Annotated in this window: 24 protein-coding genes; 10 read left to right on the top strand and 14 right to left on the bottom strand. The window is 67.4% G+C overall.

Going from position 1 to position 26,789, the window contains the following annotated elements:
• Together A5727_RS13660 and A5727_RS13655 are read right to left on the bottom strand one after the other, a co-directional pair.
• Window positions 1–1,545 (bottom strand): MMPL family transporter (locus A5727_RS13660; protein ID WP_157521373.1); only part of this gene is annotated, 1,545 nt, incomplete at its 3' end.
• On the bottom strand, window positions 1,542–1,970 hold the full coding sequence (locus A5727_RS13655) for an MmpS family transport accessory protein (RefSeq protein ID WP_068249932.1): 429 nt from the start codon (window positions 1,968–1,970) through the stop codon (window positions 1,542–1,544). The genes A5727_RS13655 and A5727_RS13660, both read right to left, overlap by 4 nt.
• 475 nt (window positions 1,971–2,445) lie before the next feature.
• Between A5727_RS13655 and A5727_RS13650 the strand changes: the two genes are divergently transcribed.
• A complete protein-coding gene (locus A5727_RS13650) occupies window positions 2,446–4,620 on the top strand; it encodes a glutamine synthetase III family protein (RefSeq protein WP_068249930.1) in 2,175 nt (724 codons plus the stop codon).
• A gap of 97 nt (window positions 4,621–4,717) precedes the next feature.
• A complete protein-coding gene (locus A5727_RS13645) occupies window positions 4,718–5,140 on the top strand; it encodes a hypothetical protein (RefSeq protein WP_068249934.1) in 423 nt (140 codons plus the stop codon).
• Between the two features lie 125 nt (window positions 5,141–5,265).
• On the opposite strand, the gene A5727_RS13640 is transcribed toward A5727_RS13645, so the two are convergent.
• Genes A5727_RS13640 through iolC form a run of 7 tightly spaced genes read right to left on the bottom strand, consistent with a single transcriptional unit; the run spans window position 5,266 to window position 12,792 of the window.
• Complete coding sequence (locus A5727_RS13640; protein ID WP_068249928.1) at window positions 5,266–6,138, bottom strand: sugar phosphate isomerase/epimerase family protein; 873 nt, start codon at window positions 6,136–6,138, stop codon at window positions 5,266–5,268.
• A gap of 1 nt (window position 6,139) precedes the next feature.
• A complete protein-coding gene (locus tag A5727_RS13635) occupies window positions 6,140–7,171 on the bottom strand; it encodes a Gfo/Idh/MocA family protein (RefSeq protein ID WP_068249927.1) in 1,032 nt (343 codons plus the stop codon).
• An 8-nt stretch (window positions 7,172–7,179) separates the two neighbouring features.
• Entirely contained in the window at window positions 7,180–8,082 is a 903-nt protein-coding gene (locus A5727_RS13630; RefSeq protein ID WP_068249925.1) for a sugar phosphate isomerase/epimerase family protein, read from the bottom strand.
• Between the two features lie 11 nt (window positions 8,083–8,093).
• On the bottom strand, window positions 8,094–10,043 hold the full coding sequence (gene iolD / locus A5727_RS13625; protein ID WP_068249923.1) for a 3D-(3,5/4)-trihydroxycyclohexane-1,2-dione acylhydrolase (decyclizing): 1,950 nt from the start codon (window positions 10,041–10,043) through the stop codon (window positions 8,094–8,096).
• A 3-nt stretch (window positions 10,044–10,046) separates the two neighbouring features.
• Complete coding sequence (gene iolB / locus A5727_RS13620; RefSeq protein ID WP_068249920.1) at window positions 10,047–10,919, bottom strand: 5-deoxy-glucuronate isomerase; 873 nt, start codon at window positions 10,917–10,919, stop codon at window positions 10,047–10,049.
• A gap of 3 nt (window positions 10,920–10,922) precedes the next feature.
• A complete protein-coding gene (locus A5727_RS13615; RefSeq protein WP_068249917.1) occupies window positions 10,923–11,813 on the bottom strand; it encodes a Cgl0159 family (beta/alpha)8-fold protein in 891 nt (296 codons plus the stop codon).
• A complete protein-coding gene (gene iolC / locus A5727_RS13610; RefSeq protein WP_068249916.1) occupies window positions 11,806–12,792 on the bottom strand; it encodes a 5-dehydro-2-deoxygluconokinase in 987 nt (328 codons plus the stop codon). Before iolC ends, A5727_RS13615 begins: the two co-directional genes overlap by 8 nt.
• A 187-nt stretch (window positions 12,793–12,979) precedes the next feature.
• Between iolC and A5727_RS13605 the strand changes: the two genes are divergently transcribed.
• From A5727_RS13605 to A5727_RS13590, 4 genes are all read left to right on the top strand, one after another.
• Complete coding sequence (locus tag A5727_RS13605) at window positions 12,980–13,735, top strand: GntR family transcriptional regulator (RefSeq protein WP_068249914.1); 756 nt, start codon at window positions 12,980–12,982, stop codon at window positions 13,733–13,735.
• A 228-nt stretch (window positions 13,736–13,963) separates the two neighbouring features.
• Complete coding sequence (locus tag A5727_RS13600; protein ID WP_068249913.1) at window positions 13,964–14,950, top strand: substrate-binding domain-containing protein; 987 nt, start codon at window positions 13,964–13,966, stop codon at window positions 14,948–14,950.
• Window positions 14,950–16,008: an ABC transporter permease gene (locus A5727_RS13595; RefSeq protein ID WP_068249911.1), complete on the top strand. Its 1,059-nt coding sequence runs from the start codon at window positions 14,950–14,952 to the stop codon at window positions 16,006–16,008. The genes A5727_RS13600 and A5727_RS13595 overlap by 1 nt, the downstream gene beginning before the upstream one ends.
• Window positions 16,009–16,021: 13 nt before the next feature.
• Window positions 16,022–16,840 carry an ATP-binding cassette domain-containing protein gene (locus tag A5727_RS13590; RefSeq protein ID WP_068249909.1) on the top strand — a complete coding sequence of 273 codons (819 nt, stop codon included), beginning with the start codon at window positions 16,022–16,024 and terminating at the stop codon, window positions 16,838–16,840.
• A 160-nt stretch (window positions 16,841–17,000) separates the two neighbouring features.
• On the opposite strand, the gene A5727_RS13585 is transcribed toward A5727_RS13590, so the two are convergent.
• Window positions 17,001–17,774, bottom strand: coding sequence for a TIM barrel protein (locus A5727_RS13585; RefSeq protein ID WP_068249907.1), 774 nt, complete (start codon window positions 17,772–17,774; stop codon window positions 17,001–17,003).
• 146 nt (window positions 17,775–17,920) lie between these two features.
• On the opposite strand from A5727_RS13585, the gene A5727_RS13580 reads away from it, so the two are divergent.
• Complete coding sequence (locus tag A5727_RS13580) at window positions 17,921–18,130, top strand: hypothetical protein (RefSeq protein WP_157521372.1); 210 nt, start codon at window positions 17,921–17,923, stop codon at window positions 18,128–18,130.
• Window position 18,131: 1 nt separating this feature from the next.
• Here the strand turns inward: A5727_RS13580 and A5727_RS13575 are convergent, their stop codons facing one another.
• From A5727_RS13575 to A5727_RS13560, 4 genes are read right to left on the bottom strand one after another with little or no spacing between them, the layout of a single operon-like run.
• Window positions 18,132–19,106, bottom strand: coding sequence for a Gfo/Idh/MocA family protein (locus A5727_RS13575; RefSeq protein WP_068249901.1), 975 nt, complete (start codon window positions 19,104–19,106; stop codon window positions 18,132–18,134).
• A complete protein-coding gene (locus A5727_RS13570) occupies window positions 19,103–19,966 on the bottom strand; it encodes a sugar phosphate isomerase/epimerase family protein (RefSeq protein ID WP_068249899.1) in 864 nt (287 codons plus the stop codon). Before A5727_RS13570 ends, A5727_RS13575 begins: the two co-directional genes overlap by 4 nt.
• Window positions 19,963–20,967 carry a Gfo/Idh/MocA family protein gene (locus A5727_RS13565; RefSeq protein ID WP_068249897.1) on the bottom strand — a complete coding sequence of 335 codons (1,005 nt, stop codon included), beginning with the start codon at window positions 20,965–20,967 and terminating at the stop codon, window positions 19,963–19,965. The genes A5727_RS13570 and A5727_RS13565 overlap by 4 nt, the downstream gene beginning before the upstream one ends.
• Window positions 20,964–22,133 carry a phytanoyl-CoA dioxygenase family protein gene (locus A5727_RS13560; protein ID WP_068249895.1) on the bottom strand — a complete coding sequence of 390 codons (1,170 nt, stop codon included), beginning with the start codon at window positions 22,131–22,133 and terminating at the stop codon, window positions 20,964–20,966. Before A5727_RS13560 ends, A5727_RS13565 begins: the two co-directional genes overlap by 4 nt.
• Window positions 22,134–22,208: 75 nt before the next feature.
• On the opposite strand from A5727_RS13560, the gene A5727_RS13555 reads away from it, so the two are divergent.
• The 3 genes from A5727_RS13555 (at window position 22,209) to A5727_RS13545 (ending at window position 26,656) form a co-directional block, all read left to right on the top strand.
• Window positions 22,209–23,213, top strand: coding sequence for a LacI family DNA-binding transcriptional regulator (locus A5727_RS13555; protein WP_068249891.1), 1,005 nt, complete (start codon window positions 22,209–22,211; stop codon window positions 23,211–23,213).
• Window positions 23,214–23,549: 336 nt separating this feature from the next.
• Window positions 23,550–25,568: a 2-oxoacid:acceptor oxidoreductase subunit alpha gene (locus A5727_RS13550; protein ID WP_082949792.1), complete on the top strand. Its 2,019-nt coding sequence runs from the start codon at window positions 23,550–23,552 to the stop codon at window positions 25,566–25,568.
• The gene (locus tag A5727_RS13545; protein ID WP_068249886.1) at window positions 25,565–26,656 is read left to right on the top strand and encodes a 2-oxoacid:ferredoxin oxidoreductase subunit beta; all 1,092 of its coding nucleotides are present in this window, start codon (window positions 25,565–25,567) and stop codon (window positions 26,654–26,656) included. Before A5727_RS13550 ends, A5727_RS13545 begins: the two co-directional genes overlap by 4 nt.
• Window positions 26,657–26,789: the final 133 nt, after the last annotated feature.

The raw sequence follows: 26,789 nt of genomic DNA, 5'->3' as shown, positions 1-26,789 counted from the left end.
CTGGTACTTCTCGTTCATCCGCTGCGTGGTGCCCTGCATGCTGATCTGGAACGGGATCGAGGTGTGCTCGATCGGGGTGCCCTGCGGACGCGTGATCGCCTGCACCCGACCGACTCCCGGCACGCGGAAGATCTGCTTGGCGATCTTGTCGATCACCAGGAAGTCGGCCGAGTTGCGCAGGTCGTGATCACTTTCGATCATCAGCAGTTCCGGGTTCATCCGGGCCTGGCTGAAGTGGCGGTCGGCCGCCGCGTAACCGATGTTCGCGGGAAGGTCTGCGGGCAGGTAGTCGCGGTCGTTGTAGTTGGTCCGGTACCCCGGCAGCGTGAGCAGACCGATCAGCGACAGCGCGATCGTGGCCACCAGGATGGGGCCCGGCCACCGCACGACGGCGGCGCCGATCTTGCGCCACCCGCGTACGCGCATGGCGCGTTTGGGCTCGAGCACCCTGCCGAATCGACTCGCCACGCTGATGATCGCGGCACCCAACGTGATACCGGCGACCACGACGACGGTCATGCCGACGGCCAGCGGGACGCCCATCGACTGGAAGTACGGCAGGCGCGTGAAGTGCAGGCACAGTGTGGCGCCGGCGATCGTCATCCCGGAACCCAGGATGACGTGCGCGGTGCCGTGGAACATCGTGTAGTAGGCGGACTCTCGGTCCTCGCCGTTGGCGCGGGCCTCCTGATATCGGCCGATCAGGAAGATCGCATAGTCGGTCGCGGCGGCGATCGCGAGCGTGACAAGCAGGTTGGTGGCGAATGTCGACAGGCCGATGATCTCGTAGTAGCCGAGGAATGCGACCACGCCACGGGCCGCCGACAGCGACAGCACCACGAGCAGCAGGGTGAGCAGCAGGGTGACCACCGAGCGGTAGACCAGCAGCAGCATCACGATGATCACCGTGAAGGTGAGCATCGTGATCACCTGCATGCTGCGGTCACCGGCGATGTGCTGATCCGCCGACAGCGCAGCGGGACCGGTCACATACGCCTTGACACCCGGCGGGGGTTCGATGCCGGCGACGATGTGCTGTACGGCTTCGACGGATTCGTTGGCCAGGGCCTCGCCCTGGTTGCCCGCGGTGTAGATCTGGACGTAGGCGGCCTTGCCGTCGGGGCTCTGGGCGCCGGTGGCCGTCAGTGGATCGCCCCAGAAGTCCTGGACGTGCTCGACGTGCTCTCTGTCGGCCTCGAGCTTGTCGACCATCTCGTCGTAGAACTGGTGGGCGTCGTCGCCCAGGGGGTTCTCCCCCTCAAGCACCACCATCACCGAGCTGTTGGAGTCGAATTCCTCGAAGACCTTGCCGACGCGCTGCATCGCGATCACCGACGGTGCGTCGTCGGGTGCCAAGGAGACCGACCGCATCTGCCCGACGACTTCGAGCTGCGGCACGATCACATTCAGAACGCCGATGACGGCGACCCAGCCCAGGATGATGGGCACCGCGAACAGTCGGACGAACCGCGCGATCCCGCGCCGGTTGTCGTGCGGCGTCGGGATGGCCTCGGTGGGGGTGTCGTCGTTGGCGGGTGCGCTCATGCGGACTTCACCAGACAGAACGTCTGGGCGTTGATGCCGGTGGTGGTGCGCTCATCCTTGACTTCGTCATCGACCGTGACGCGGCACGTGATGCTGTCACCGTCGCCCTGGGCGACGATGTTCGGGAACACCGACGGCGCGGTCGACTCCAGTACCAGCGTCCACGGCAGGCTCACGCCGTCGACGCGCTGGGGCTCGGCGTCGAGGTCGAGGTAGTTGACATCGGCCATCGTGCCGGTGCCGAAGATCTCGTACTTGACCACCTTGGGGTTGAACGGCTCGGTGTCCTCTGCTGGGGCGGCTGAGAGCCCGCTGCCGTCATCGGCGCCGAAGAATGTGCGGATCCGCGAGACGGTCAGTCCACCGATCACCAGGACGATGACGATGACCAGGGGGATCCAGACGCGCTTCAGCAGACGGAACATAGGACTCCCCAAACGGTTGGCCGCTCCACGCGCTCCCTCATCCCCGTAAATCGACTGCTCACCGACGCAGATCAGCCCGCAGAAACGGACAGGTTAGACGATATAACAGAGTTGCGAGGCGCACATAGCCTCCGTCACACGGAGGGCCCGACGTGTTTCGGGACACGGGTTCCATTCCCGCGTGGTCCACCCGCCAAGCTGCGCCGCACGTGGCGAAAGCGCGCCACATCACATCCTCCCATTGGTGTGATGTGACTCACAAATTGAGTGAGCGGCTCGGCTGCTCAGGTGCTGAAAATGTTTGCTGTGGTCGCACATCGCCGACTGCGGGCACCTGGGGGCCGCCCGTCGAAGTCGAGGCCTGAGTGGAATTCAGACGTTGACGTCGGCGTAACAGATTTGCCATCAGCTGTTCCTAGCCTGGGGCGGTCCGTCGTCCGTGAGCAGCGCGGGCGCCGCAGCGATAGGAACTTCATTGAGCGGAAACGCAGTCCGTCTTCAGGCGATCAACAACGTCGAAGCCTACGTGCCACCGGCGATCAGCTTCGTGCCGGGCGAGGCACCCGGTGAGATCTTCGGCGCCAACGTGTTCACCAAGGCCGAGATGCAACTGCGACTGCCGAAGTCAGTGTTCAAGTCCGTCGTCGCGACCATCGAGAAGGGCGCCAAACTCGACCCGGCGGTCGCGGATGCCGTGGCCTCGGCCATGAAGGACTGGGCGCTGTCGAAGGGCGCCACGCACTACGCCCACGTCTTCTATCCGATGACGGGCCTGACCGCCGAGAAGCACGACAGCTTCCTGGAACCGGTGTCGGACGGTCAGACGCTGGCCGAATTCGCGGGCAAGACCCTGATCCAGGGTGAGCCGGACGCCTCCAGCTTCCCGTCGGGAGGACTGCGCAGCACATTCGAGGCGCGCGGATACACCGGCTGGGATGTCACCAGCCCCGCCTACATCCTGGAGAACCCGAACGGGAACACGCTGTGCATCCCGACGGTCTTCGTGTCGATGACGGGCGAGGCGCTCGACTACAAGACGCCGTTGCTGCGCAGCCAGCAGGCCATGGGCGTGCACGCCGAACGGATCCTGAAGCTGTTCGGGCACACCGACCTTGCGAAGGTGGTGTCGTTCTGCGGACCTGAGCAGGAGTACTTCCTGATCGATCGGCACTTCTTCCTGGCCCGGCCGGACCTGGTCAACGCCGGACGCACCCTGTTCGGCGCCAAACCGCCCAAGGGTCAGGAGTTCGACGACCACTACTTCGGTGCGGTCCCCGAGCGGGTGCTGGGATTCATGATGGACACCGAGCGTGAGCTGTTCAAGCTCGGCATCCCGGCCAAGACCCGGCACAACGAGGTCGCCCCTGCGCAGTTCGAGGTTGCGCCGATGTTCGAGCGCGCCAACATCGCCTCCGACCACCAGCAGCTGCTGATGACGATCTTCAAGACCGTGGCCAAGAAACACGGGATGGAGTGTCTGTTCCACGAGAAGCCCTTCGCCGGCGTCAACGGTTCGGGTAAGCACGTGAACTTCTCGGTGGGCAACGCCGACCTGGGTTCACTGCTCGTGCCGGGCGACACCCCGCACGAGAACGCTCAGTTCCTGGTGTTCTGCGCGGCGATCATCCGCGCGGTGCACAAATTCGCTGGCCTGCTGCGGGTTTCGGTAGCCTCGGCCACCAACGATCACAGGCTCGGCGCCAACGAGGCGCCGCCGGCCATCATCTCGATCTTCCTCGGCGACCAGTTGGCCGACGTGTTCGAGCAGATCGCCAAGGGCGCGGCGACGTCGTCGAAGGGCAAGGGCGTCATGCACATCGGTGTCGACACGCTGCCGATGCTGCCGACCGACCCGGGGGACCGCAACCGAACCAGTCCGTTCGCGTTCACCGGCAATCGATTCGAGTTCCGCGCACCGGGTTCGGGTCAGACCGTCGCCGTCCCGATGATCATCCTGAACACGATCATGGCGGACTCGTTCGACTACATGGCAACAGTTCTGGAGGAGGCCGTCGAGTCGGGTGAGGGGTTCGACTCCGCGGTCCAGAAACTGCTGACCGAGATCATCACCGAGCACGGTGCGGTGGTGTTCAACGGCGACGGGTATTCGGAGAACTGGCAGATCGAGGCCGCCGCACGGGGGCTGCCCAACCTCAAGACCACCCTCGACGCCATCCCCGAGCTGATCAAGCCCGATGCGGTCGAGGTCTTCGAACGCTACGGCGTGTTCAGCGAACGTGAACTGCACAGCCGCTACGAGGTCCGCCTCGAGCAGTACGCGCTCACCATCGGGGTGGAGGCCAAGCTGGCGCTGGAGGTGGGGACGACGGTGATCCTGCCGGCCGGGATCCGCTATCAGACCGAACTGGCGCAGAACATCGCGACGCTCAAGGCCGCCGGCGTCGAACCGGACATGTCGCTGCTCGAGGCGGTGTCGGCGCCGCTGGCGGCACTGACCAGGGCGCTGGCCGACCTGCGGGCGGGGCTTTCGGTGCACCTGGAGTCGGCCTCGGACGAGGCCTTCCATGCCCGCGATGTGCTGCTGCCGGCGATGGATGCGGTGCGCGCCGCGGCCGACTCGTTGGAATCCGTTGTCGCCGATGATCTCTGGCCGCTGCCGACCTATCAGGAGATGTTGTACATCCTCTGAACCTGGGCTGGCTGCTCCCTCTCCCGCGAGAGTGCTGGGTCCCCGCGTGCGGGCGACTAAGCGGAGAGGAGGCACCGGGGTTGGCACAATGGCGGCCATGACAGGCGATGACTGGTCCACACGCGAGGGCCTGCGGGAGATCTCCCGCAGGCGCAGCGAGAGGATCGCGGGTTGGCGGGCGCCGGTGGCCTTCGCGGTCGGGTATGACACCGGCGGCGGGTGGGAGTTCCCGCACGTCAACCGCCCCGGCAGCGGCGCGAGCCTGTCCGCGGTGGTGCTTGCCGAAGTGGTCGGCCACTCACATGGGACGCGCGAGTTCGCCATGACGCCGGCGCAGGTGGCGCACGCCATCGAGAACCTCAAGCCTGCCGAGGCCACCACGGATCTGCAGCATCCCAACCTCGCGGCGTGGCGCGCGGTGGCCGACGCGAAGCCCGAGCGGATCGCCGCGGTGTTCGTCGGAGACCTCACCGACCCGCCGGCCGGACCGGCCGACACCGCGCTGCGCCGCCTGTTCTGACCTCACCCCGGTCGGTGAGGGCCTCTTCTGGACGGCGGAGCACGATGTGGTGCGTACCGACGCCCCGCACGCGGGGACCCCAGCCCTCTCGCGGGAAAGGTGTTGGGGGCCAGCCCACCGTCGAGCTAGGAGTACTTGGCGACGAAGTCGGTCATGGTCTTCAGCTGGTACCGCGACACGTCGGCGGCGTTCTCGTCCTCGGCGAACACCGAGGACACCATGACGGTGTCGGGCCGGTCGTAGAACCCGATCTCGGCCAGGCCGGAGAAGAACTCGTCCCAGTTGATGTCGCCGTCACCGATCTTGAGGTGCTGATGCACGCGCGCCGCGGTGCCGGGCGGATTGGTGATGTAGCGCAGCCCGTGGGAGCGGTGATGGTCCATGGTGTCGGCGACGTGCACCAGGCGCAGCTTGTCACCGGCGGCGCGCATGAGCGCGTGCATGTCGGCGCCCATATGGAAGGTGTGGCACGCCACGTACACCATGCCGATGTTGGGGGAGTTGACTCCGCGGATGATCCGCAGCGCCTCCATCCCGTCCTCGACGAAATCGTCGGGGTGTGGGTCGATTCGGACGTCGATGCCCTCGCGTTCGAAGATCGGCACCAGTTCCTCCATGGACCGGAAGAATGCGCGCTCGGACTCCTCGGCCTTCTCGGGACGACCGGAGAACTCGGTGTTGATGACGTTGACCCCGAGATCGACGGTGATCTGGATGACGCGCTTCCAGTTGCGCACGGCGGCCTCGCGCGCGTCCTCGTCGGGACCCGACCAGCGCAGCACCGGCAGCACCGAGGCGATCCCGACGCCGGCGTCGGAGCAGGCCCCGCGGAACTTCGCCACCAGATCGTCGTCGGCGCGGGGATGGTTGAAGAACGGGATGAAATCCCGGTGCGGCGTCAACTGCAGGTGCTCATAACCCAGATCGGCGACCAGGCGCGGGAATTCGAGCAGCTCGTGGTCGTGGTGGAACGGTGTGGGATCCAGCGCGATCTTCATCTCACGCCCCCGGGATCGAATCGCGGGACACCATCGCCACCTCGACCGGGCCGCCCTGGTTCAGCGACACCACGCCGGCCTCACACACCGCGGCCGCGGCGTAGCCGTCCCACGCGGTGGGGCCGTCCGTGTAGTCGCCGGTGGCACCACCGGCCGCGACCGCATCGACCCAACGCTGGAACTCGGTGTCATAGGCCTGGCCGAACCGCTCTCGGAAGCCGGGCGTGATCCGCCCACCCCACGTGCCGGGCGCGGACTTACGCACCAGCCCGACGTCGAGACCGATCATCGCGCTGCCCAACTCACCGACGACTTCGGTCCGCACCTCGTAGCCGACTCCCGTGGTGACGAAGAGTTCGACGTCGACGTGCTTGCCCGAGGCCGTGCGCATCACCGCGATCTGCGGATCGGCCAGACCCTGCGGCGCAGCGGGATTGGCGGCGGGCCGGATGATCTGGATGGCCGCGATCTCCTCATCGAACAGGAACCGCGTGACGTCGACCTCGTGGACCAGGGAGTCACGCACGACCATCGCGCTGTCGAAGCTCGGCGGCACCGCCGGGTTGCGGTGCGCGCAGTGCAGCACCAGCGGACGGCCCAGCTCGCCGGCGTCCAGCATGGACTTCAACGCGACGTACTCATGGTCGAAGCGGCGCATGAACCCGACCTGGATCAGGCGCGTGCCCAGTTCGGCCTCGCGCTTGACGACGCCCCGCGCCGTCTCGACGTCGGTGGTCAGAGGCTTCTCGCACAGCACCGGCTTGCGGTGTTCCAGACAGGCCAGAAGCTGCTTCTCGTGGGTGGGACCCGGCGTGGCGAGCACGACGGCATCGACGTCGGGATCGGCGATGGCGTCGAGAGGGTCGGCCACGGCACGGCAGCCCTCGATCCCGGCGGCGATCTGATCGGCCTTCTCGGTGAGGTGGTCGTTGACCACCGCGACACGGGCCCCAGAGATCCTCGCGTCGAGGCGGGCCACATGGTCAGCCCCCATGACCCCCACGCCGAGGACGGCAACACGCAAGTCAGACATCTGGGCTCCTAGAACTTCACCGAAGGAATGCCGCACGAACCCAGGTAGTTGCGGGTGCGGGTGGCGATGGGCAGCGGGTCGTCGACCTCGCACGGGTACATGTCCTGCTCGACGATCGCGAACACATCGATGCCCAGCTTCTCCACAGCGGCCAGAAGCGGTGGCATGTCGGGGATTCCGAGTGGCGGCTCGGTCATCGCGCCCAACCGCACGGCCTCGCCGAACGGGAGGTCCTCGGCCTCGACCCTGGCACGCACCTGCGGGTCGACCTGTTTGAGGTGCAGGTAGCCGATGCGTTCGGGGGCGCGTTCGATGATCGCGATGTTGTCGCCGCCGCAGTAGCTGACGTGCCCGGTGTCCAGGCAGAGGTTGACGAACCGACCGTCGGTGCCGTCGAGGAACCGGTGGATGTTCTCCTCGGTGTCGACGTGACTGTCGGCGTGCGGGTGGTACTGGGCGCGTACCCCGTACTTCTCGAACATCGCCCGGCCCAGTTCATTCATGCCCCGGGTCTTCTTCTGCCACTGCTCGGTGGTGAGGGTGCGGTTCTCGAGTACGGCACCGGTCGCGGGATCGCGCCACATCTCGGGGATCACGACGACGTGCTGACCACCCACGGCCGCAGTCAGTTTCGCGACATCCTCGACCTGTTTCCACACCGCATCCCACGAGTCGTCCTGGTGCAGGTGCTCGAACACCGTTCCGGCCGACAGCGTGAGATTGCGCGCCGCCAATTCGTCGGCGAGTTGCCTGGGGTCGGTGGGCAGATAGCCGTAGGGGCCCAGTTCGATCCACTGGTAACCCGAGGCGGCCACCTCGTCGAGGAAGCGGTGATACGGGGTCTGCTGCGGGTCGTCGGGAAACCACACGCCCCAGGAGTCGGGTGCGGAACCCACGCGGATGGTCGCCATCTGTGTCCTTGTCAGCGGTCGGAGGGGTTGATGAGGGGGCGCTGGACCTTCTTCCAGTCCGCGTACCTGGCGTGAGCCTGTTGAGTCGAGGTCAGCGTCGAGACCTCGCTCACCGGAACGTCCCACCACGAGTGGCTGTCCGGGGCGAAGACCAGGGGGTCGGTCTCGACGTGGATGACCGTGGTGCGGTCACCGGCCTTGGCGACCTTGACCGCGTCGGTGAACTCGGCGGCCGTGCCGACCCTGATGACGTCGGCGCCCAGGCTGGCCGCATTCGCCGCCAGGTCGACGGGGAGGTGGTCGCCGTCGAGCCGTCCGCCGTCGCCGCGGTAGCGGTAGGCGGTACCGAACCGTTGGGACCCCAGGGACTCGGAAAGGCCTCCGATGGAGGCGAACCCGTGGTTCTGCACCAGCACCGCGATGATCTTCACACCCTCCTGCACCGCGGTCACCAGTTCGGTGGCCATCATCAGGTAGGAGCCGTCGCCGACCATGACGAACACGTCCCGATCGGGGGCCGCCATCCGGACGCCGATGCCGCCGGCGATCTCATAACCCATGCAGGAGTAGCCGTATTCGACGTGATAGCCCTTGCGATCGCGGGTGCGCCACAGCTTGTGCAGGTCACCTGGCATGGAGCCGGCCGCGCACACCACGACGTCGCGGGGATCGGACAGTGTGTTGACCAGCCCGATGACCTGATTCTGGTTCAGCGCCGCACCCTCCTCGGTCGCGTACGCCGACGACACCGTGTCGTCCCATTCGGCGGCCAATTCGGTGATCCGCGAGCGGTATTGGTCACCGACGGTGTAGTCGCCGACCGCGTCGGCCAGTGCGTCCAGGGCTTCACGGGCGTCGGAGACCACACTGAGGCCACCCTGTTTGACCGAGTCCAGGGACGCGACGTTGATGTTGACGAACCGGACTTCCGGGTGGTTGAACGCGGTCCGCGACGCGGTCGTGAAATCGCTGTAGCGCGTGCCGATCCCGATCACGACGTCGGCCTCGGCGGCCAGCGCGTTGGCGGCGGTGGTGCCCGTGGAACCGATCGCACCGACCGCCTGGGGGTGGTCATAGGGCACTGATCCCTTGCCGGCCTGGGTTTCGGCCACCGGAATGCCGGTCTGTTCGCAGAACGCCGCGAGTGCCGCGCTGGCCTCGGAGTAGATGACGCCGCCCCCGGCGACGATCAGGGGTGCGGTGGCGCCGCGGATGGCGTCGGCGGCGCGGGTGAGCACCGCGGGCTCCGGAAGCGGCCGGGCGATGTGCCAGGTGCGTTCGGCGAACAGTGATTCCGGCCAGTCGTGGGCCTCGGCCTGCACGTCCTGCGGGATGGAGACGGTCGCCGCCCCGGTCTCCACGGGGTCGGTGAGCACCCGCATGGCGCCGAGCAGCGCCGCGGGCAGCTGTTCGGGGCGCCACACGCGGTCGAAATAGCGCGACAGCGGTTTGAACGCGTCATTGACGGTGACGTCGCCCGAGGACGGGAGTTCGAGTTCCTGCAGCACCGGCGCACTGACGCGGGTCGCGAAGGTGTCGGCTGGCAGCAGCAGCACCGGCAGTCGGTTGATGGTGGCCAGCGCGGCGCCGGTGAGCATATTCGTCGAACCTGGACCGACGCTGGCCGTGACCGCCCAGGCCTGTAGGCGGTCCTTCTGCCGGGCGTAGGCGACGGCGCTGTGCACCATGGCCTGCTCGTTGCGGCCCAGCACGTAGCGCAGTCCGGGGTCGCGTCCGGCCTCGGCCGCCTCGAGTTCGTCCTGCAGCAGGGCCTGCCCGAGTCCCGCGACGTTGCCGTGGCCGAAGATGCCGAAGCATCCGGCGAAGAACCGGCTGCGGGTGCCGTCACGTTCGACGTACTGCTTGGCCAGGAAGCGGACGGTCGCCTGAGCGACGGTCAGCCGGACGGTGCTCTCCCGGTCGGGGAGCTTGTCTCCGGCCTTGGGTGCGGTGGATACCACGGGTCAGGCTCCTTCCCGAACACCGGCACCGAACGGCAGCCGGGGATCGATCTCCTGGTGTTCCCAGCTGTCGCGCAGCCAGGTGTGGTTCGGGTCGTCGCAGATCATCCACGCCCGCGTGGGGCCTGATCCGGCCATGACGTTGAGGTAGTACATGTGGTGCCCGGGCGCGGCGATCGACGGTCCGTGGTACCCGTGCGGCACCAGGACGACGTCGCCGGAACGGACCTCCTCAAGCACCTCGATCGGGCGCTCGGGGGTGCCGTAGACCCGGTGATAGCCGAATCCCGGTGTGCCGGCCGGGCTGTCGGCGATCTCGAAGTAGTAGATCTCCTCGAGTTGGGTTTCGACGGCGGTGTTCTCGTCATGCTTGTGGGCCGGATAGCTCGACCAGTTGCCGCTCGGGGTGATGACTTCACATGCGATCAGCGAGTCGGCCTCGAACGTGGTCGCCGTGCCGAAGTTGTGCACCTGGCGACTGCAGTTGCCGGCACCGCGCAGTTCCACCGGAACGTCGGAGGCGGCCAGGCGGCGGTTGGGGTACGACCGGCCGGCCCGGGCGCCGCAGATCGCGACGCGGCCCGTCCCGGACAGTGTGTAGGCCTGATCGATCCCGACGTAGACCATGTCGGCCGGACCGTCGAACACCGAGTCTCGGGGCGTGAGTTCCCAGGTTTCGCCGCCGCATTCGACCGAGCCGCCGCCGGCCAGCGGCAGGATCATCACCTCGGTGTCCCGAGTGTGCAGAGTCACCGGGTCGGCGCCGAGTTCGAGCACCTGCAGCGAGGATTCGGCCCAGCCGGCGGACTCCGGGGTGACGTTGACGGTGTAGGGCAGCGTGGCGCTGCCTGCGGGGATGTAGAGCCTGCTGCGCATGGGCTACCGCACCATCCGCACGGCGGCCGCGACGGCGGCGCTGACGTCGTCGTCGTGGGGGTAGAGCAGCGTGCGGCCCACGATCAGGCCCCGCACCGACGGCAGGGACAGGGCCTTCTCCCAACTGGCGAAGGCCTCGTCGGGATCGGCGGGATCGCCGCCGAGCAGGAGCGTCGGCAGGGTGGTCGACTCCATGACGCGGTCCATCTCGTCGACGACCGGAAGCTTCATCCAGGTGTAGGCCGATGTGGAGCCCAGGCCCTGGCTGATGTGCACGGACTTGATCACCGCGTCGGGGCTCAGGTCGTTTCGGACCCTTCCGTCGACGCGGGTCGACAGGAACGGCTCGAGCATGGCGATCAGGCCGTGCGCGGCCAGATCGTCGATCGCCTGCGCGCACGCGGCCAGGGTGGCCACCGTGTTCGGGTCGTCAAGGTCGATGCGGCACAGCATCTTTCCGCCATTCATCTTCGACGCCGCGGTCGAGGCCGCGGTGGCACCCGTCATCCGGTCGTCGAGTTCGAAAGTCGAGCCCGCGAGCCCGCCCCGGTTGAACGAGGAGAACACCACTTTGTCGTCGAGGGCCCCGAGCAGCAGGAGATCGTCGAGCACGTCGGCGGTGGCGAGCACGCCGTCGACGCCCGGGTCGGCGAGTGCGGCGCGCAGTCGGTCGAGCAGATCGATACGACTGTTCATCGCCGTCGGGCGGGAGCCCACCGCGAGCGCGCCGCGGGCCGGGTGGTCGGCCGCAACGATCATCAATCGGCCGTCACCGCGGACGGTCGGGCGGGTGACGCGCTCCCGCCACGCCCGCGCCACGGCGCCGGGGTCGGTGGCTCGCAGCTCGGTGATGGCGGCGTAGTCGCCGCAGACCGCGGTACCGGAATCAGACATTGACGGCCTCCACAGCGGATTGTTCGGCGAGTTCGGCCACCTCGGCGGCGGTGGGCATCGCGGTCGAGCATTCGAGCCGGGACGCGACGATCGCCCCCGCGGCGTTGGCGTAGCGCAGCGTCCTCTCCAGTGGCCAGTTGCGCAGGAGTCCGTGAATCAGGCTGCCGCCAAAGGCATCTCCGGCACCCAGTCCGTTGACCACGTCGACGTCGTTGGGGGCGACGGTGACCGAGGCGTGTCTGGTCCTGCCCAGCACGCCGCGCGGGCCCTGTTTGACGATCGCCAGTTCCACGCCCAGGTCCAGAAGGGCGTCGGCGGCCCGGTGCGGGTTGGTCTCGCCGACGGCGACCTCACACTCCTCGCGGTTCCCGACGGCGACGGTGATGTGTTCAAGCGCGCGCTGGATCTGTTCGGTGGCTGCGGCGGGCTCGGCCCAGAACATCGGCCGGTAGTCCAGGTCCAGCACGGTCAGCGGTGCGCGTCCCTGCTCGCTTCGGGCCGCCCAGGCAGTGAAATGCGCACTGCGGCTGGGCTCTTCGGACAAGCCGGTGACGGTCGACCAGTAGAGCCGGGCGCTGCGCACCGCCTCGGCGTCGATCTCGTCGGGGCGGACCTGCAGATCGGGTGCCGACGGCCTGCGGTAGAAGTACAGCGGGAAGTCGTCAGGAGGGAAGATCTCGCAGAACGTGACCGGTGTCGGGTACTCGTCGTGGGTGCCCACGAACCGGTTGTCGACGCCCAGTGCGGCGAGCTGCCGTGTGACGAACCTGCCGAACGGGTCGTCGCCGACCCCGGAGATCAGCGCGGTGTGGTTGCCCAGGCGGGCGGCGGCCACCGCCACATTGGCGGCGCTGCCGCCGAGGAACTTGCCGAACGATTCGACGTCTTCGAGGCCCACCCCGGTCTGCAGGGGGTAGAGGTCGACACCGCAGCGACCGATGGCGAGGACGTCAAAAGCCTTGTTGGCGTGTGCGGTCACGAGTACTCCCGAAGGCGTCTGGGCTTTGTGGGTTCTGTCGACCTGACCGACGCCGGCGCGTCGGGCATTCGCCATCGACTGTGCGCCCCGGCACCGGGAAAGTCAAGACTTTGTCCTGACATTCTTACTTGCAGTCATGAGGAGGTAGTCTGTTCAACCACGCGCCCGGACGTTGGGCGGGCACTGGATGCAGGATCGGAGCGGCGTGGTGACGACACTGGCTATCGAGCTCGATCGGTCGAGCCCGGTTCCGTTGTACTTCCAGGTGGCGCAGGTGTTCGAGAAGGCCATCCTCGATGGTCAGCTCAAGCCGGGGGACCGGTTCGAGAACGAACTGGCGCTGGCCAAGCGGTTGAACCTGTCGCGGCCCACGACTCGGCGCGCCATCCAGGAACTCGTGGACAAGGGTCTGCTGGTCCGCAAGCGCGGTGTGGGCACCCAGGTGGTGCAGACGCCGGTGCATCGCCCGGTGGAGTTGACCAGCCTGTTCGACGACCTCGCTCGGGCGGGGCAGGAGCCCACCACGCAGGTGCTCGACTACCGACTGGGTCCGGCGTCCGACGACATCGCACAGCATCTCAACCTTCCCGTCGGCAGCGATGTCGTGACGATGCGACGCCTTCGCTCGTCGGGTGGTCAGCCGCTGGCGGTGATGACCAATCACCTGCCCGCCGCGGTGGCGCCCGACCGTGACGAACTCGAGACGGCGGGTCTGTACCAGTCGCTGCGCTCACGCGGAGTGCACATCCGGGTCGCCCGCCAGCGGATCGGGGCCAAGGCCGCAGACCGCGAGGAGGCCCGCCTGCTCGACGAGAAGCCCAAGGCGCCGCTGCTGGTGATGGAGCGGACGGCCTTCGACGACTCGGGCCGAATTGTGGAGTACGGAAGTCACGTCTATCGCGCCTCGCGCTACTACTTCGACACCACGCTCGTCGATCGCTGACCTTAAAGGCACTGCCGTACAACGTATTTAGACGTGCCAAGACGCTGTGGATGACGCTTCGGCGTAGACGCCCGCCTGTCTTGGGGATTTGATATGCGGTCCTAATGTCAGTACAAAGTCTTGACTTTCCAGTGTGAGCGGTATTACATCGACTGCGAGGCCGTGTCGCTTGCCACCGGCGTGCAGACGCTCAAGCTCCGCGGCGATGCCCGAGGACAAGGAGAGACAATGAACTTCACTCGGCTCGTGGCTGCAGCCAGCCTGGGCGTTCTCGTACTGGGTGCGTCCGCGTGCTCGAGCACCGGGGGCAAGCCCGACGGCAGCGGCGGCGGGATGGGTGCGGGCACCGCGGACACGCCGCGCGCGACCATCGCCATGATCACCCACGAGGCGCCCGGCGACTCCTTCTGGGACCTCGTGCGCAAGGGCGCCGAGACCGCGGCCAAGAAGGACAACATCGAACTCGTCTACTCCAGTGATCCCGAGGGGCCGAACCAGGCCAACCTCGTCCAGAATGCCGTCGACCGTGGCGTCGACGGCATCGCGCTGACACTGGCCAAGGCCGACGCGATGAAACCCGGTGTGGCCAAAGCCGTCGGCAAGAACATTCCGGTCGTGGCGTTCAACTCCGGATCCGAGGCCTGGCAGGCGATGGGCATCAAGGAGTACTTCGGTCAGGACGAGTTCATCGCGGGCCAGGAGGCCGGCAGGCGCCTGGCCGCAGACGGCGCCAAGAAGGCGATCTGCGTGATCCAGGAGCAGGGGCATGTCGGGTTGGAGGCGCGCTGCGCCGGGGTGAAGGACACCTTCCCGGCCTCGGAGGTGCTCAACGTCAACGGCAAGGACATGCCGTCCGTCGAGGCGACCGTGACCGCCAAGCTGCAGCAGGACCCCAGCGTCGACACCGTGCTCACCCTGGGCGCGCCGTTCGCCCTGACCGCGGTGCAGTCGGTGCGCAACGCGGGCAGCAGCGCCAAGGTCGCGACCTTCGACACCAACGCCGCACTCGTCGACGCGATCAAGAACGGTGACGTCCAGTGGGCCGTCGATCAGCAGCCCTTCCTGCAGGGCTATCTCGCGGTCGACTCGCTGTGGCTCTACCTCAACAACGGCAACGTCATCGGGGGCAACCAGGCGACGCTGACCGGACCGTCGTTCATCGACAAGACCAACATCGACGCCGTCGCCGAGTACGCCCAGAACGGAACCCGCTGATGAGTACACAAGCCGACCTCAACCTGGACACCCACACCGTCGTCCATGACGAGCGGGTCAGGGAGCAGAACAAGCTGCAGCGGTTGATCATTCGCCCCGAGATGGGGGCGCTGGTCGGCGCCGTCGGCATCTTCGTCCTGTTCCTGATCGTCGCTCCACCGTTCCGGTCGGCGGAGTCGCTGGCCACCGTGCTCTACGCGAGTTCGACCATCGGCATCATGGCGGTCGGGGTCGGTCTGCTGATGATCGGCGGCGAGTTCGACCTGTCCGCGGGTGTCGCGGTCACCACCAGCTCGCTCGCGGCGTCGATGCTCTGCTACAACCTGCACCTGAACCTGTGGGCGGGCGCCGCTCTGGCGCTGGTGATCTCGTTGGCCGTGGGGTTCTTCAACGGCTACATGGTGATGAAGACGAAGATCCCGTCCTTCCTCATCACGCTGTCCACATTCTTCATGCTCGCGGGCATCAACCTTGCCGTGACCAAACTGCTGTCCGGTCAGGTCGCGACACCCAGTGTGTCGGACATGGAGGGATTCGATTCGGGCAGGACCGTTTTCGCCTCGAGTATCCCGATCGGCCCCGTCGAGGTCCGCATCACCGTGCTGTGGTGGATCCTGTTCGCCCTCATCGCGACCTACGTTCTGTTCAAGACGCGCACCGGCAACTGGATCTTCGCCGTCGGCGGCAACCAGGACAGCGCGCGCGCCGTCGGTGTGCCGGTCACCAAGGTCAAGATCGGCCTGTTCATGGTGGTCGCGTTCTGCGCGTGGTTCGTCGGCATGCACCTGCTGTTCGCCTTCAACACCGTGCAGTCCGGCCAGGGTGTGGGCAACGAGTTCTTCTACATCATCGCCGCGGTCATCGGAGGCTGCCTGCTCACCGGTGGTTACGGCACCGCGATCGGCACGCTGATCGGTGCGTTCATCTTCGGCATGACCAACCAGGGCATCGTCTACGCCGGTTGGAACCCCGACTGGTTCAAGTTCTTCCTCGGCGCGATGCTGCTGTTCGCGGTGATCGCCAACAACGTCGTCCGCAACTACGCCGCCAAGCGGTAGGAGAGAAGCCGATATGAGCACCACTGCTGAAGCGCCCATCGCCGAGACTCCGTCCGGGGGCGAAACCCCACTGGTCGAACTCCGCGGAGTCGGCAAAAGTTACGGAAACATCATCGCGCTCAGGGACATCAACCTGCGCGTCGGCGCGGGTGAGGTCACCGGCGTGCTCGGTGACAACGGTGCTGGCAAGTCCACGCTGATCAAGATCATCGCCGGCCTGCACAAACCCACCGAGGGTGAACTGCTCATCGACGGCGTCGCGACGGAGTTCAACTCGCCCAAGGACTCGCTCAACGCCGGTATCGCCACGGTGTACCAGGACCTCGCCGTTGTGTCGCTGATGCCGGTGTGGCGCAACTTCTTCCTCGGCAATGAGTTGCGGAAGAAGGGGCTGCTGAAGTCCCTGGACATCAACGCCATGCGCGCGACGACGATCTCCGAGCTGAAGAAGATGGGGATCGACCTGCCCGACGTCGACGCGCCCATCGGGTCGCTGTCGGGTGGTCAGCGGCAGTGTGTGGCGATCGCGCGGGCCATCTTCTTCGGTGCGCGCGTGCTGATCCTCGACGAGCCGACGGCCGCGCTGGGCGTCAAGCAGTCCGGCATGGTGCTGCGCTACATCACCGCGGCCAAGGACCAGGGCTTCGGGGTCATCTTCATCACCCACAACCCGCATCACGCGCACATGGTGGGCGACCACTTCGTGCTGCTCAACCGTGGCCGGCAGAAGCTGGACTGCACGTACGACGAGATCACGCTGGAGCATCTCACGCAGGAGATGGCCGGCGGCAACGAACTGGAAGCCCTGACCCATGAATTGGGGCGGCATTAGGCGTCTGGCGCCGTGTGACGGTGCCGAAAGCCCGCACTGCGAGGTCTGCCGCCGTTGAAATGTGCGGAATTGCAGCCAATTTCGCGAAATTTCCTGCCGATCCGCACATTTTGAGTGGCACCGGCCCGTCGGCGGGACGATCCACATCCCCCGCCGGCCGTCACACCGTGAACGCCGCCCGGAAGGCCGCCAGGGCCGCAGCGCTGTCCCCGGCGGCATAGGCCTCCAGGCCCACCGTTCCGCGGTATCCGCTGTCCCGCAGCGCCGTTGCGACTGCGGGATAGTGGATTTCGCCGGTGCCCGGCTCGCATCGGCCGGGGACATCGGCGACCTGGATCTCGCCGATCGCCGGCCCGCAGCGACGCACCAGCTCGATCAGGTTCCCCTCCCCGATCTGCGCGTGGTAGAGGTCCAGCATCATCTTGACGTTGGGATGGCCGACGGCCTCCACGAGCGCCAGGGTGTCCTTCGCGCGGGCCAGCGGCACCCCGGGGTGGTCGACGAGCGTGTTGAGATTCTCCAGACAGAACGTCACACCGGCCTGGGCGCCGAGTTCACCGAGTGCCTCCAGACCACGCTGCGCCGAGAACCACATGGCGCCGGTGACCCGCTGCTGGGGGCGTGCGGCCCGGCCGTCGACGAGTTCGCCGGGATGCACCACCAGGCGGGGAACGCCAAGCACCGCAGCGGCTTTGACGGCATCGCGGGCAGTGCGAACCACCTCGGCGGCACCGTCGGGATCGTAGAGGTCGCCGTGTAGATAGCCGGTCATCGAGGAGAATCGAGCTCCGGTGGCGGCCAGCGCACCGAGGTCTTTGTCCTCGAAGCTCCAGATCTCGACTGCGAAGCCGAGGTCGGAGATGCGCCTCGCACGCTCGACGATGCCGAGGTCGGTGAAGACCATCTCCGCGCACACGGCAAGGTCAAAGGTCATCGCTGGGTCTCCTGATCGCTGGAACGTGGGGCGGCCCACCTCGACCTGCTCTCCCGGCAGCGCTCGGGCCTGCGGGCACGTCAGGTTTTCCCGTCGCCTGCAACGGGTACTGACGGGCCGACACCGCACGACAGATGGGGCTGGAAGTGACGACGAAACCCGAGATCATCGGCCAGGCGCCGAGGACCGAGACGGTCAGTTCGCTGGGACTGGTGCTCAACTTCGCCGCCGTGGTGATCATGGCCGTCGCATTGGCGGGTCTTGGTCTGGGCAACGCGCTGGCCGCGGGGTGCTCTGCGGCGGCGGCGGTGATCGCCTTCACGGCCAGCCTGGCCTGCTTCGCGCTGGACCGCTGAGTCATCGCAGCGGCAGCCCGGCCGCGGTGTACGCGGCATCGACCAGGGCCATGTTGGCCACCGGATCGGCGATCGAGACGGGCAGCGGAGCCCCGGTGATGACCGCGGCCGCGAACTTCTCCAACTGCCAGCTGTAGGACGATCTGGTGCCCAGCCGCTCCACGCGTTCGCCGGCGGCCGTCCGCACGGTGATCCTGTCATCCTCATGCGGCTTGATGAAGTTGTGCGCCGTCGCGGAACCGGCTGAGCCGATCAGCGTGATGCGGAAGCGGTGCTCGTCGGCCACCATGCTGTTGACCGACTGCGCGGTGATCTCGCCCAGCGACAGGTCGACGGTGCAGCTCTCGTCGACCCCCGCCGTGCGCTCGACCGCCGAAGCCCCGGCGATCCGGGGCGTGACGCCGCGCGCCGCCGCCACTGCGCGGATGAACTGCAGTCCGTAACAGCCGAGGTCCATCAGCGCCCCGCCGGCCAGGTCCAGTCGCCAGCGCGGATCGTCGTCACCGGGTGGTGGCATCTCCATGCGCACCTCGACGTGGCGCAGGCGGCCGATGTCGGACCCCCGGGCCAGATCGAGCATCCGGAGGGTCACGGGGTGGTGCACGTGGTGGAAGGCTTCGATGACCGGCACGGCCGACGCTGCCGAGGCGGTGGCCACCTGCCGTGCCTCGGCTTGGTTTCGGGCATAGGGCTTCTCGGTAAGCGTGGGCTTGCCGGCCGCGACGGCGGCGAGGTTCCAGGGCGCGTGCAGGGAATTGGCCAGCGGGTTGTAGATCACGTCGACCTCGGGGTCGGCCAGCACCTGCGCGTAGCTGTCGAGAGCGCGTTCGACGCCGTACTTTTCGGCGAAGAGCGCCGCGCGTTGCGGGTCCCGCGCCGCGACCGCCACCAGGCGGTAGCCGAGGTCGTGGGCGGGCCCGACGATCGCCAGTTCGGTGATCCGCGCCGCGCCCAGAATTCCGATGCGCAGCATCACCCGGAAAGCGCCTGCAGGAACGCCACACTGGCCAGCACATCGGTGAGGGGGCCGTCGCCCTCGGCGGGTTCGTCGTCGAGGATGGTGTCCTGCTCCATCACGTACCACCCGGTGTACCCGTTGTCCTCGAGCGTCTTGACGATCCCGGTGATGTCGACGTCGCCCGCGCCCAACGGCACGTACATGCCCGCCGCGACGGCCTCGGTGTAACTCAGTTCGCCGCTGCGCACCCTGGTGGCCAGCGCGGCGTCGACGTCCTTGAGGTGCGCGTGCGCGATTCGCTCGGGCACCGCGCGGGTCAGCTCCAACGGGTCGGTGCCGCCGATCAGCAGGTGCCCGGTGTCCAGGCACAGCGCGATCGACGATCCGGCCAGTACCCGGTCGACCTCGGCGCGGGTCTCCACCATGGTGCCGACATGTGGGTGCAGTACGGCCTTGAGCCCATGTTCGTTGGCCAGGGCGCTGAGCTTGTCGAGATGGAGGAGCAGGGTGTCCCAGCCGCTTTCGTCCAATTCCGGGCGGGAGTCGTATCCGTCGGTGCCCGTCGCGGCGGCCAGCACGACGACGCCGGCTCCGGCGGCCACCAGGGACCGCAGGGTTGCCAACAGATCCAGCGTCGGGTCGTGGTCGGCATCGTGCAGTACTACGGGAACGAACCCGCCGACGCAGGCCAGGCCGAATCCTCGCAGCAGCGTGGCCAGTTCGGCGGCATCGCCCGGCAGGAATCCATCGGGCCCGAGTTCGGTGGCGGTCAGGCCCGCTTGTCGCATCTCCGAGAGCACTCGGTCGGCCGACATCTGATGGCCCCATCCGGGCACCTCGCACACGCCCCACGAGATGGGGGCACCGGCGGTCTTCATCGTCTGACCTCCTCGAGGGTGACAGGCGCGTTGCGGCGCAGTGATTCGGCGGCGGCCTCGGCTATCCAGGCCACCTCGACGGCATCGGCCACGGTCGCGCCCAGGATGGGACCGCCGTCGACCACGCCGAGGAAGGCGCCGAGTTCGGCGCGGAACGCGTCGGTGAACCGGTCCATGAAGAAGTGGTGCGGCTGGCCGGTCGGGAAGTCGTTGTGCGGGTCGGTGTTTCGTACGGGAACACCCTGGTCCCAGCCGGCCACCACGGTGTCGGTGAAGCCGTGCACTTCGAGTCGGCAGTCGTAACCGCGCCCGTTGTAACGGGCGGCCGACACCACGCCGAGTGCACCGCCGTCGAAGCGGACGGTGATCGCCGCGGTGTCGACATCCCCGTACTCGGTGAACAGTGGATCGCCCTGCACGCTGCCGGTGGCGTACACCTCCACGGCCTCCTGGCCGGTGATCCAGCGCAGGACGTCGAAGTCGTGCACCGCGCAGTCCCGGAAGATTCCGCCCGACCCGGCGATGTAATCCATCGGTGGTGGCGCGGGGTCCATCGTGGTGCTGCGCACGGTGTGCAGTGCGCCGAGGTCACCGCGGTCGACGGCGGCTTTGGCCGCGGCGAACGCGGCGTCGAAGCGGCGTTGGTAACCGATCTGGACTGGGACGCCCGAACGCGCGATCGCCTCGGCGATCCGTGCGCTCTCGGCCGCGGTGGAGGCGACGGGCTTTTCGCAGAAGGTGGGCAGGCCACGTTCGACGGATGCCAGGGTCAGCGCCGCGTGCGCGGGTGTCGCGGCCGCGACCACGACGCCGTCGACGCCCGAGGACAGCAGTTTGTCCACCGATTCCACCGGATCCGCGTGGTACTTGGTGGCGACCTGTGCGACGACCTCGGGCCGCTCATCGGTGATGAGCAGGCGATCCACGCCGGGCAGGCTGGTGAGTGTCTCGGTGTGGAACGCGCCGATCCGGCCGAGGCCGATGAGCCCGAGTGTGGTCATGGTGTTCTCCGTTCGTCGTGGAGCCGCAGGGCGGTGTCGAGGTCTTCGGGGGAGGCGTCGGCGGCGAGTGCCGCGAGGACGGTGTCGACCTGGCTGGGCGGCGCGAGGCTGTCGATGGGTTGATCGCGGTCGAGGTTGGTGGGGAAGGGGTAGCCCTCGGCAGTGGCGACGACCGCGTTGTGGATCTCGTGGGACGGCCGTCCGGCGGCCTGCATGGCGCGCAGGGCGGGATAGACCGCCTGGACCATGGCGGTGCGGTCCAGGGCCTCCATCGCCCGCCCGAACGGTGAGGACACCTGCAGCAGGTTGGCCATGCGCCGGATCTCGGATGACGTGTTGGCCCCGGCGCCGTGGAACAGCGCGGGATTGAAGAACACCGCGTCGCCCTTGCGCAGCGGGACCTGCACGTGATTGTCGGTGAAGAACTCGATGAACTCGGGTCGGCGGAAGGCGATGTATCCGGCAGCGAAGCGCTGTGAATAGGGCAGCAGCATGGTGGGCCCGCTCTCCAGCGGCATATCGCAGTGCGCCACCGCGCCCTGCAGGGTCAGCACCGCCGACATCCGATGCAGATGCGCGGGGTAGGCCGCCAACTGGTCGGCGTCGACGAAGCCGAGGTGGTAATCGCGGTGCGGAACCTGGGCCGCGCCACCGGGATTGACGACGTTGACCTGGGAGGTGACCTGATACCTCGGTCCCAGCCAGGCCTGCGAGACGATCGCCAACGCGTCATTGGCGTAGTAGTCGGCGAACACCGCGGGACAGTGCAGCGCGAGCTTCTGTGCGGCGTTCCAGATGCGGTCGTTGGCGCCCGGCCTGCCGAAGTGGTCGCCGGCCTCGGCGCCTCCGGCACGTTGCGCCTCGATCAACTCCGTGAATGCCGCGCTGGCGGCATCGGTCACGCTCTCCGAGAACGCGCCCGCGAACACCACGACTCCGGGACCGTCGGCGAGCGCGGCGCTGAGTTCGGCCTGCAGGGCACGGCGGTCTGCGCTGTCCAGATCGCTGGCCGCGTACACCGGAACGTTGTCCCGGACATCGAGCGCGTGCGGGTAATCGGTCGGGTCGGTGTCGCCGGGCAACTGGGCGCGGAAGGTGTCGAGGGTGCAGTCCATGTCCTCGATCCAGGCCGTGCGGCGGCCTGAGGCGGTGGTGGTGCTGGACATGCCCGCAAGTCTTGCTGTGGTATGAGGCACAATCAACACCAGAAAACCATCAAAAAGACCTCAGAAGGGGACGCGGTGGCGCACCGGTACAAGGTCAGGGAGATCGCCCAGCAGGCCGGCCTGAGTGAGGCCACGGTGGATCGCGTCCTCAACGATCGCCCTGGCGTGCGGGAGAGCACCCGCGCCGAGGTTCGGCAGGCGATCGCCGATCTGGACAAGCAGCGTGCGCAGTTGCGGCTCAACGGGCGGCGCTACCTGATCGACGTCGTGATGCAGACACCGCAGCGCTTCTCCGACGCGTTCCGGGCCGCGATCGAAGCCGAACTGCCCGCATTCGCGCCGGCCATGCTGCGCGCACGGTTTCACCTGTGGGAGTCGGGGTCGACGGCGCAGATGGTCGACACGCTGGCGCGCATCCGTGGCAGCCACGGCGTGGTGCTCAAGGCCGCCGACGAACCCGAGGTCGTCGAGGCCGTCGACCGCCTGGTCGCCGCGGGAACCCCGGTGGTGACCTACACGACCGACATCCCGGCCAGCGCGCGCTGCGGCTACGTCGGCATAGACAACCACGGGGCGGGGCTGACGGCGGCCTACCTGATCGAACAGTGGCTCGGTCCCGCCCCCGCTGAGGTGCTGATCACGGTGAGTCGCACGGTGTTCCGTGGCGAAGGTGAGCGAGAGGTCGGATTCCGGTCAGGTCTGCGGGCCTCGGGCCGAACGGTGGTCGAGGTGACCGACAGTGACGGCATCGACGCGACCAACGAACGTCTGGTGCTGCAGGCCCTGGAGCGCCACCCCGCGGTGGATGCGGTGTACTCGCCAGGCGGGGGCAACACCGCGACAGTGGCCGCGTTCGAGAAGCTGGGCCGCGAATGCAGGGTTTTCATCGCCCACGATCTCGATGCCGACAACCGCAGGCTTCTCCGGGACGGCAGCATCTCGGCCGTGCTGCACAACGACCTGCGTGCCGACGCACGCCTGGCCATGCGGTTGATCCTGCAACACCATGGCGCGCTGCCGATCGAACCCGTGCGCCCGTCCCCCGTGCAGGTGATCACGCCCTACAACCTGCCCACGTAGGGGACTGCGACACACTGCGGCGTGTTAATGTAACGCTGAGCGATCGCTCAGCAGAATGCCGCGTAAGTTACTCGCGCGTACGTCCAGGTTCTTAGAGTTGGTGGGCCAGCAAAAGTGACGAAAACCACAGATTTGTCTCAGTCGACGACCCCGTACTGCTGTGAGCAGCATCTTCAGTTGGTGAAGGTCGGCGTGTCGGCGGCCCCCAGCGTGAAGGTGTGCCTAAGAGAAGTGCAATAATCGTGACTACGAGTGACACCAACTCTGAACAGGTCTTGGATCACCGCCGCGCCCGCCCCCGGGCTGCGAAATGTGCAGGGTCCCGCCGGCCGGGGAATGCGCATATATACAGCCAGATATCAGCACGGTCCGCGCAGGCGGAACTCAAGGAAAGGCGGGGACGTGGGTCCGAGTGACACAGTCAAGGTCAACGGCGCGCACCCTCGGGAGAAGTTGGAGAAGGTTGTCATCCGGTTCGCCGGAGACTCCGGTGACGGCATGCAGCTGACCGGTGACCGCTTCACCTCTGAGGCCGCACTGTTCGGCAACGACCTGGCCACGCAGCCGAACTACCCGGCTGAGATCCGCGCCCCCCAGGGCACGCTGCCCGGCGTCTCGTCATTCCAGATCCAGATCGCCGACTACGACATCCTGACCGCCGGTGACCGCCCCGACGTCCTCGTGGCGATGAACCCCGCGGCGCTCAAGGCCAACATCGGCGACCTGCCGCGCGGCGGGCTGGTGATCGCCAACTCCGACGAGTTCAGCAAGCGCAACCTGGCCAAGGTCGGCTACGAGGCCAACCCGCTCGAGGACGGCAGCCTGTCCGACTACGTCGTGCAGCCCGTCGCGATGACGACGCTGACCCTCGGCGCGGTCGAGGAGATCGGCGCCACCAAGAAGGACGGTCAGCGCGCCAAGAACATGTTCGCGCTCGGACTGTTGTCGTGGATGTACGGCCGGCCGATCGAGACCAGTGAGACCTTCATCCGGGAGAAGTTCGCCCGTAAGCCCGACGTGGCCGAGGCCAACGTGCTGGCGCTCAAGGCCGGCTGGAACTACGGCGAGACCACCGAGGCGTTCGGCACCACCTACGAGGTGGCGCCCGCCAAGCTGGCCGCGGGCGAGTACCGGCAGATCTCCGGCAACACGGCGTTGGCCTACGGGCTGGTCGCCGCCGGTCACCTGGCCGACCTGCAGGTGATGCTGGGCAGCTACCCGATCACCCCGGCGTCGGACATCCTGCACGAGCTGTCCAAGCACAAGCACTTCAACGTGCTGACCTTCCAGGCCGAGGATGAGATCGCGGGCATCGGATCGGCGATCGGCGCGGCCTACGGCGGAGCGCTCGGCGTGACCACCACCTCGGGTCCGGGCATCTCGCTGAAGTCCGAGGCCATCGGCTTGGCCGTGATGACCGAGCTTCCGCTGGTCATCGTCGACGTCCAGCGCGGCGGCCCGTCGACCGGTCTGCCCACCAAGACCGAGCAGGCCGACCTGCTGCAGGCCATGTTCGGCCGCAACGGTGAGTCGCCGGTGGCCGTGTTGGCGCCGCGTTCGCCGTCGGACTGCTTCGACATGGCCGTCGAGGCCGCCCGCATCGCGGTCAAGTACCACACGCCGGTGCTGCTGCTGTCGGACGGCGCGATCGCCAACGGTTCGGAACCGTGGCGCATCCCCGACATCTCGACCTACGAGAAGATCGAGCACAACTTCGTCAAGGAGGGCGAGGCCTTCCAGCCCTACGCCCGCGATCCCGAGACCCTGGCCCGGCAGTTCGCCGTTCCGGGCACCCCCGGCCTGGAGCACCGCATCGGCGGTCTGGAGTCGGCCAACGGTTCGGGCAACATCTCCTACGAGCCGGCCAACCACGACCTGATGGTGCGCCTGCGGCAGGCGAAGATCGACGGCATCTCGGTGCCGGACCTCGAGGTCGACGATCCCACCGGCGACGCCGAACTGCTTCTGCTCGGCTGGGGCAGCTCGTACGGCCCGATCGGTGAGGCCTGCCGGCGCGCTCGCCGGAAGGGCATCAAGGTGGCCCACGCGCAGCTGCGGCACCTGAATCCGTTCCCGGCGAACCTGGGTGAGGTGCTGACTCGTTACTCCAAGGTGGTGACACCGGAGATGAACCTGGGGCAGCTGGCCCTGCTGCTGCGGGCCAAGTACCTGGTGGACGTGCAGTCGGTCACCAAGGTGCAGGGCATGGCATTTCTGGCTGACGAGGTCGAGGGCATCATCGACGCCGCGCTCGACGGAACGCTGGCCGAGAAGGAAAGCGACAAGGCCAAGTTCGCGCGGTTGGCGGCAGCCACCATCGAGTCCGGCGCGAACGGCGTAGGAGTGGACGCATGACCGATCTGATGGGCAGCATCACCGGAGTCGATCTCGGGCTCACCCCCGGTCTCTCGAAGACCAGCGGCGTGCCCACGACCGACCAGCCTCAGAAGGGCAAGGACTTCACCAGTGACCAGGAGGTCCGCTGGTGCCCCGGCTGCGGTGACTACGTCATCCTCAACACGATCCGCAACTTCCTGCCGGAGTTGGGCCTGCGTCGCGAGAACATGGTGTTCGTCAGCGGCATTGGCTGCTCGAGCCGGTTCCCCTACTACCTGGAGACCTACGGTTTCCACTCGATCCACGGCCGCGCCCCGACCATCGCGACGGGTCTGACGCTGGCCCGTGACGATCTGTCGGTGTGGGTCGTCACCGGTGACGGTGACGCATTGTCGATCGGTGGCAATCACCTGATCCACGCGCTGCGCCGCAATATGAACATCACGATCCTGCTGTTCAACAACCGGATCTACGGCCTGACCAAGGGGCAGTACTCGCCCACGTCCGAGGTCGGCAAGGTCACCAAGTCGACGCCGATGGGCTCGCTGGACACCCCGTTCAACCCGGTGTCGCTGGCCCTGGGTGCCGAGGCCACGTTCGTGGGTCGCGCGCTGGACTCCGACCGTGCCGGTCTGACCGAGGTGCTGCGTGCCGCGGCCGCACACCGCGGCGCGGCGATCGTCGAGATCCTGCAGGACTGCCCGATCTTCAACGACGGCTCGTTCGACCTGCTGCGCAAGGAGGGCGCCGAGGAGCGCGTCATCCGGGTCAGCCAGGGTGAGCCCATCACCTTCGGCAACGACGGCGAATACTGCGTGGTGCGTTCCGGATTCGGGCTCGACGTGGCCAAGACCGCCGACGTCAAGACCGAGGACATCGTGGTGCACGACGCCACGCTGGAGGATCCGGCTTACTCGTTCGCGCTGTCGCGCCTCAACGAGCAGAACCTCGATCACACCGTGATGGGCATCTTCCGCCAGATCAGCCGCCCGACCTACAACGATCAGGCGCGCGCCCAGGTCGCCTCTGCGCGCAAGACCATCCCGAACGACACGGCCGCACTGCAGTCGCTGCTGCGTGGCCGCGACACCTGGACCGTCGAGTAGCCGGACCGGGGGCCCCCCCCCCAGGGGGGGGGGGGGGGCCGCCGGGGGGGGGGGCGGCGGGGGGGGGGGGGGGGGGGGGGGGGGGGGTGGGGGGGGGGGGGGGTCGCGGGGCGGGGGGGGGGGGGGGGGGGGG

The sequence above is a fragment of the Mycobacterium sp. ACS4331 genome (genome assembly GCF_001667265.1).
Classification (GTDB): Bacteria; Actinomycetota; Actinomycetes; order Mycobacteriales; family Mycobacteriaceae; genus Mycobacterium.
Note: the sequence above shows the minus strand (reverse complement) of the source record. Positions and strands in the feature narration are given on the sequence as shown.

Coding starts and splice junctions, on each gene's coding strand:
- A5727_RS13655 (WP_068249932.1), bottom strand. CDS start 1,970: ATGTTCCGTCTGCTGAAGCGCGTCTGGATCCCCCTGGTCATCGTCATC.
- A5727_RS13645 (WP_068249934.1), top strand. CDS start 4,718: ATGACAGGCGATGACTGGTCCACACGCGAGGGCCTGCGGGAGATCTCC.
- A5727_RS13640 (WP_068249928.1), bottom strand. CDS start 6,138: ATGAAGATCGCGCTGGATCCCACACCGTTCCACCACGACCACGAGCTG.
- A5727_RS13635 (WP_068249927.1), bottom strand. CDS start 7,171: ATGTCTGACTTGCGTGTTGCCGTCCTCGGCGTGGGGGTCATGGGGGCT.
- A5727_RS13630 (WP_068249925.1), bottom strand. CDS start 8,082: ATGGCGACCATCCGCGTGGGTTCCGCACCCGACTCCTGGGGCGTGTGG.
- iolB (WP_068249920.1), bottom strand. CDS start 10,919: ATGCGCAGCAGGCTCTACATCCCCGCAGGCAGCGCCACGCTGCCCTAC.
- A5727_RS13615 (WP_068249917.1), bottom strand. CDS start 11,813: ATGTCTGATTCCGGTACCGCGGTCTGCGGCGACTACGCCGCCATCACC.
- A5727_RS13605 (WP_068249914.1), top strand. CDS start 12,980: ATGCAGGATCGGAGCGGCGTGGTGACGACACTGGCTATCGAGCTCGAT.
- A5727_RS13600 (WP_068249913.1), top strand. CDS start 13,964: ATGAACTTCACTCGGCTCGTGGCTGCAGCCAGCCTGGGCGTTCTCGTA.
- A5727_RS13595 (WP_068249911.1), top strand. CDS start 14,950: ATGAGTACACAAGCCGACCTCAACCTGGACACCCACACCGTCGTCCAT.
- A5727_RS13590 (WP_068249909.1), top strand. CDS start 16,022: ATGAGCACCACTGCTGAAGCGCCCATCGCCGAGACTCCGTCCGGGGGC.
- A5727_RS13585 (WP_068249907.1), bottom strand. CDS start 17,774: ATGACCTTTGACCTTGCCGTGTGCGCGGAGATGGTCTTCACCGACCTC.
- A5727_RS13570 (WP_068249899.1), bottom strand. CDS start 19,966: ATGAAGACCGCCGGTGCCCCCATCTCGTGGGGCGTGTGCGAGGTGCCC.
- A5727_RS13565 (WP_068249897.1), bottom strand. CDS start 20,967: ATGACCACACTCGGGCTCATCGGCCTCGGCCGGATCGGCGCGTTCCAC.
- A5727_RS13560 (WP_068249895.1), bottom strand. CDS start 22,133: ATGTCCAGCACCACCACCGCCTCAGGCCGCCGCACGGCCTGGATCGAG.
- A5727_RS13550 (WP_082949792.1), top strand. CDS start 23,550: ATGCGCATATATACAGCCAGATATCAGCACGGTCCGCGCAGGCGGAAC.
- A5727_RS13545 (WP_068249886.1), top strand. CDS start 25,565: ATGACCGATCTGATGGGCAGCATCACCGGAGTCGATCTCGGGCTCACC.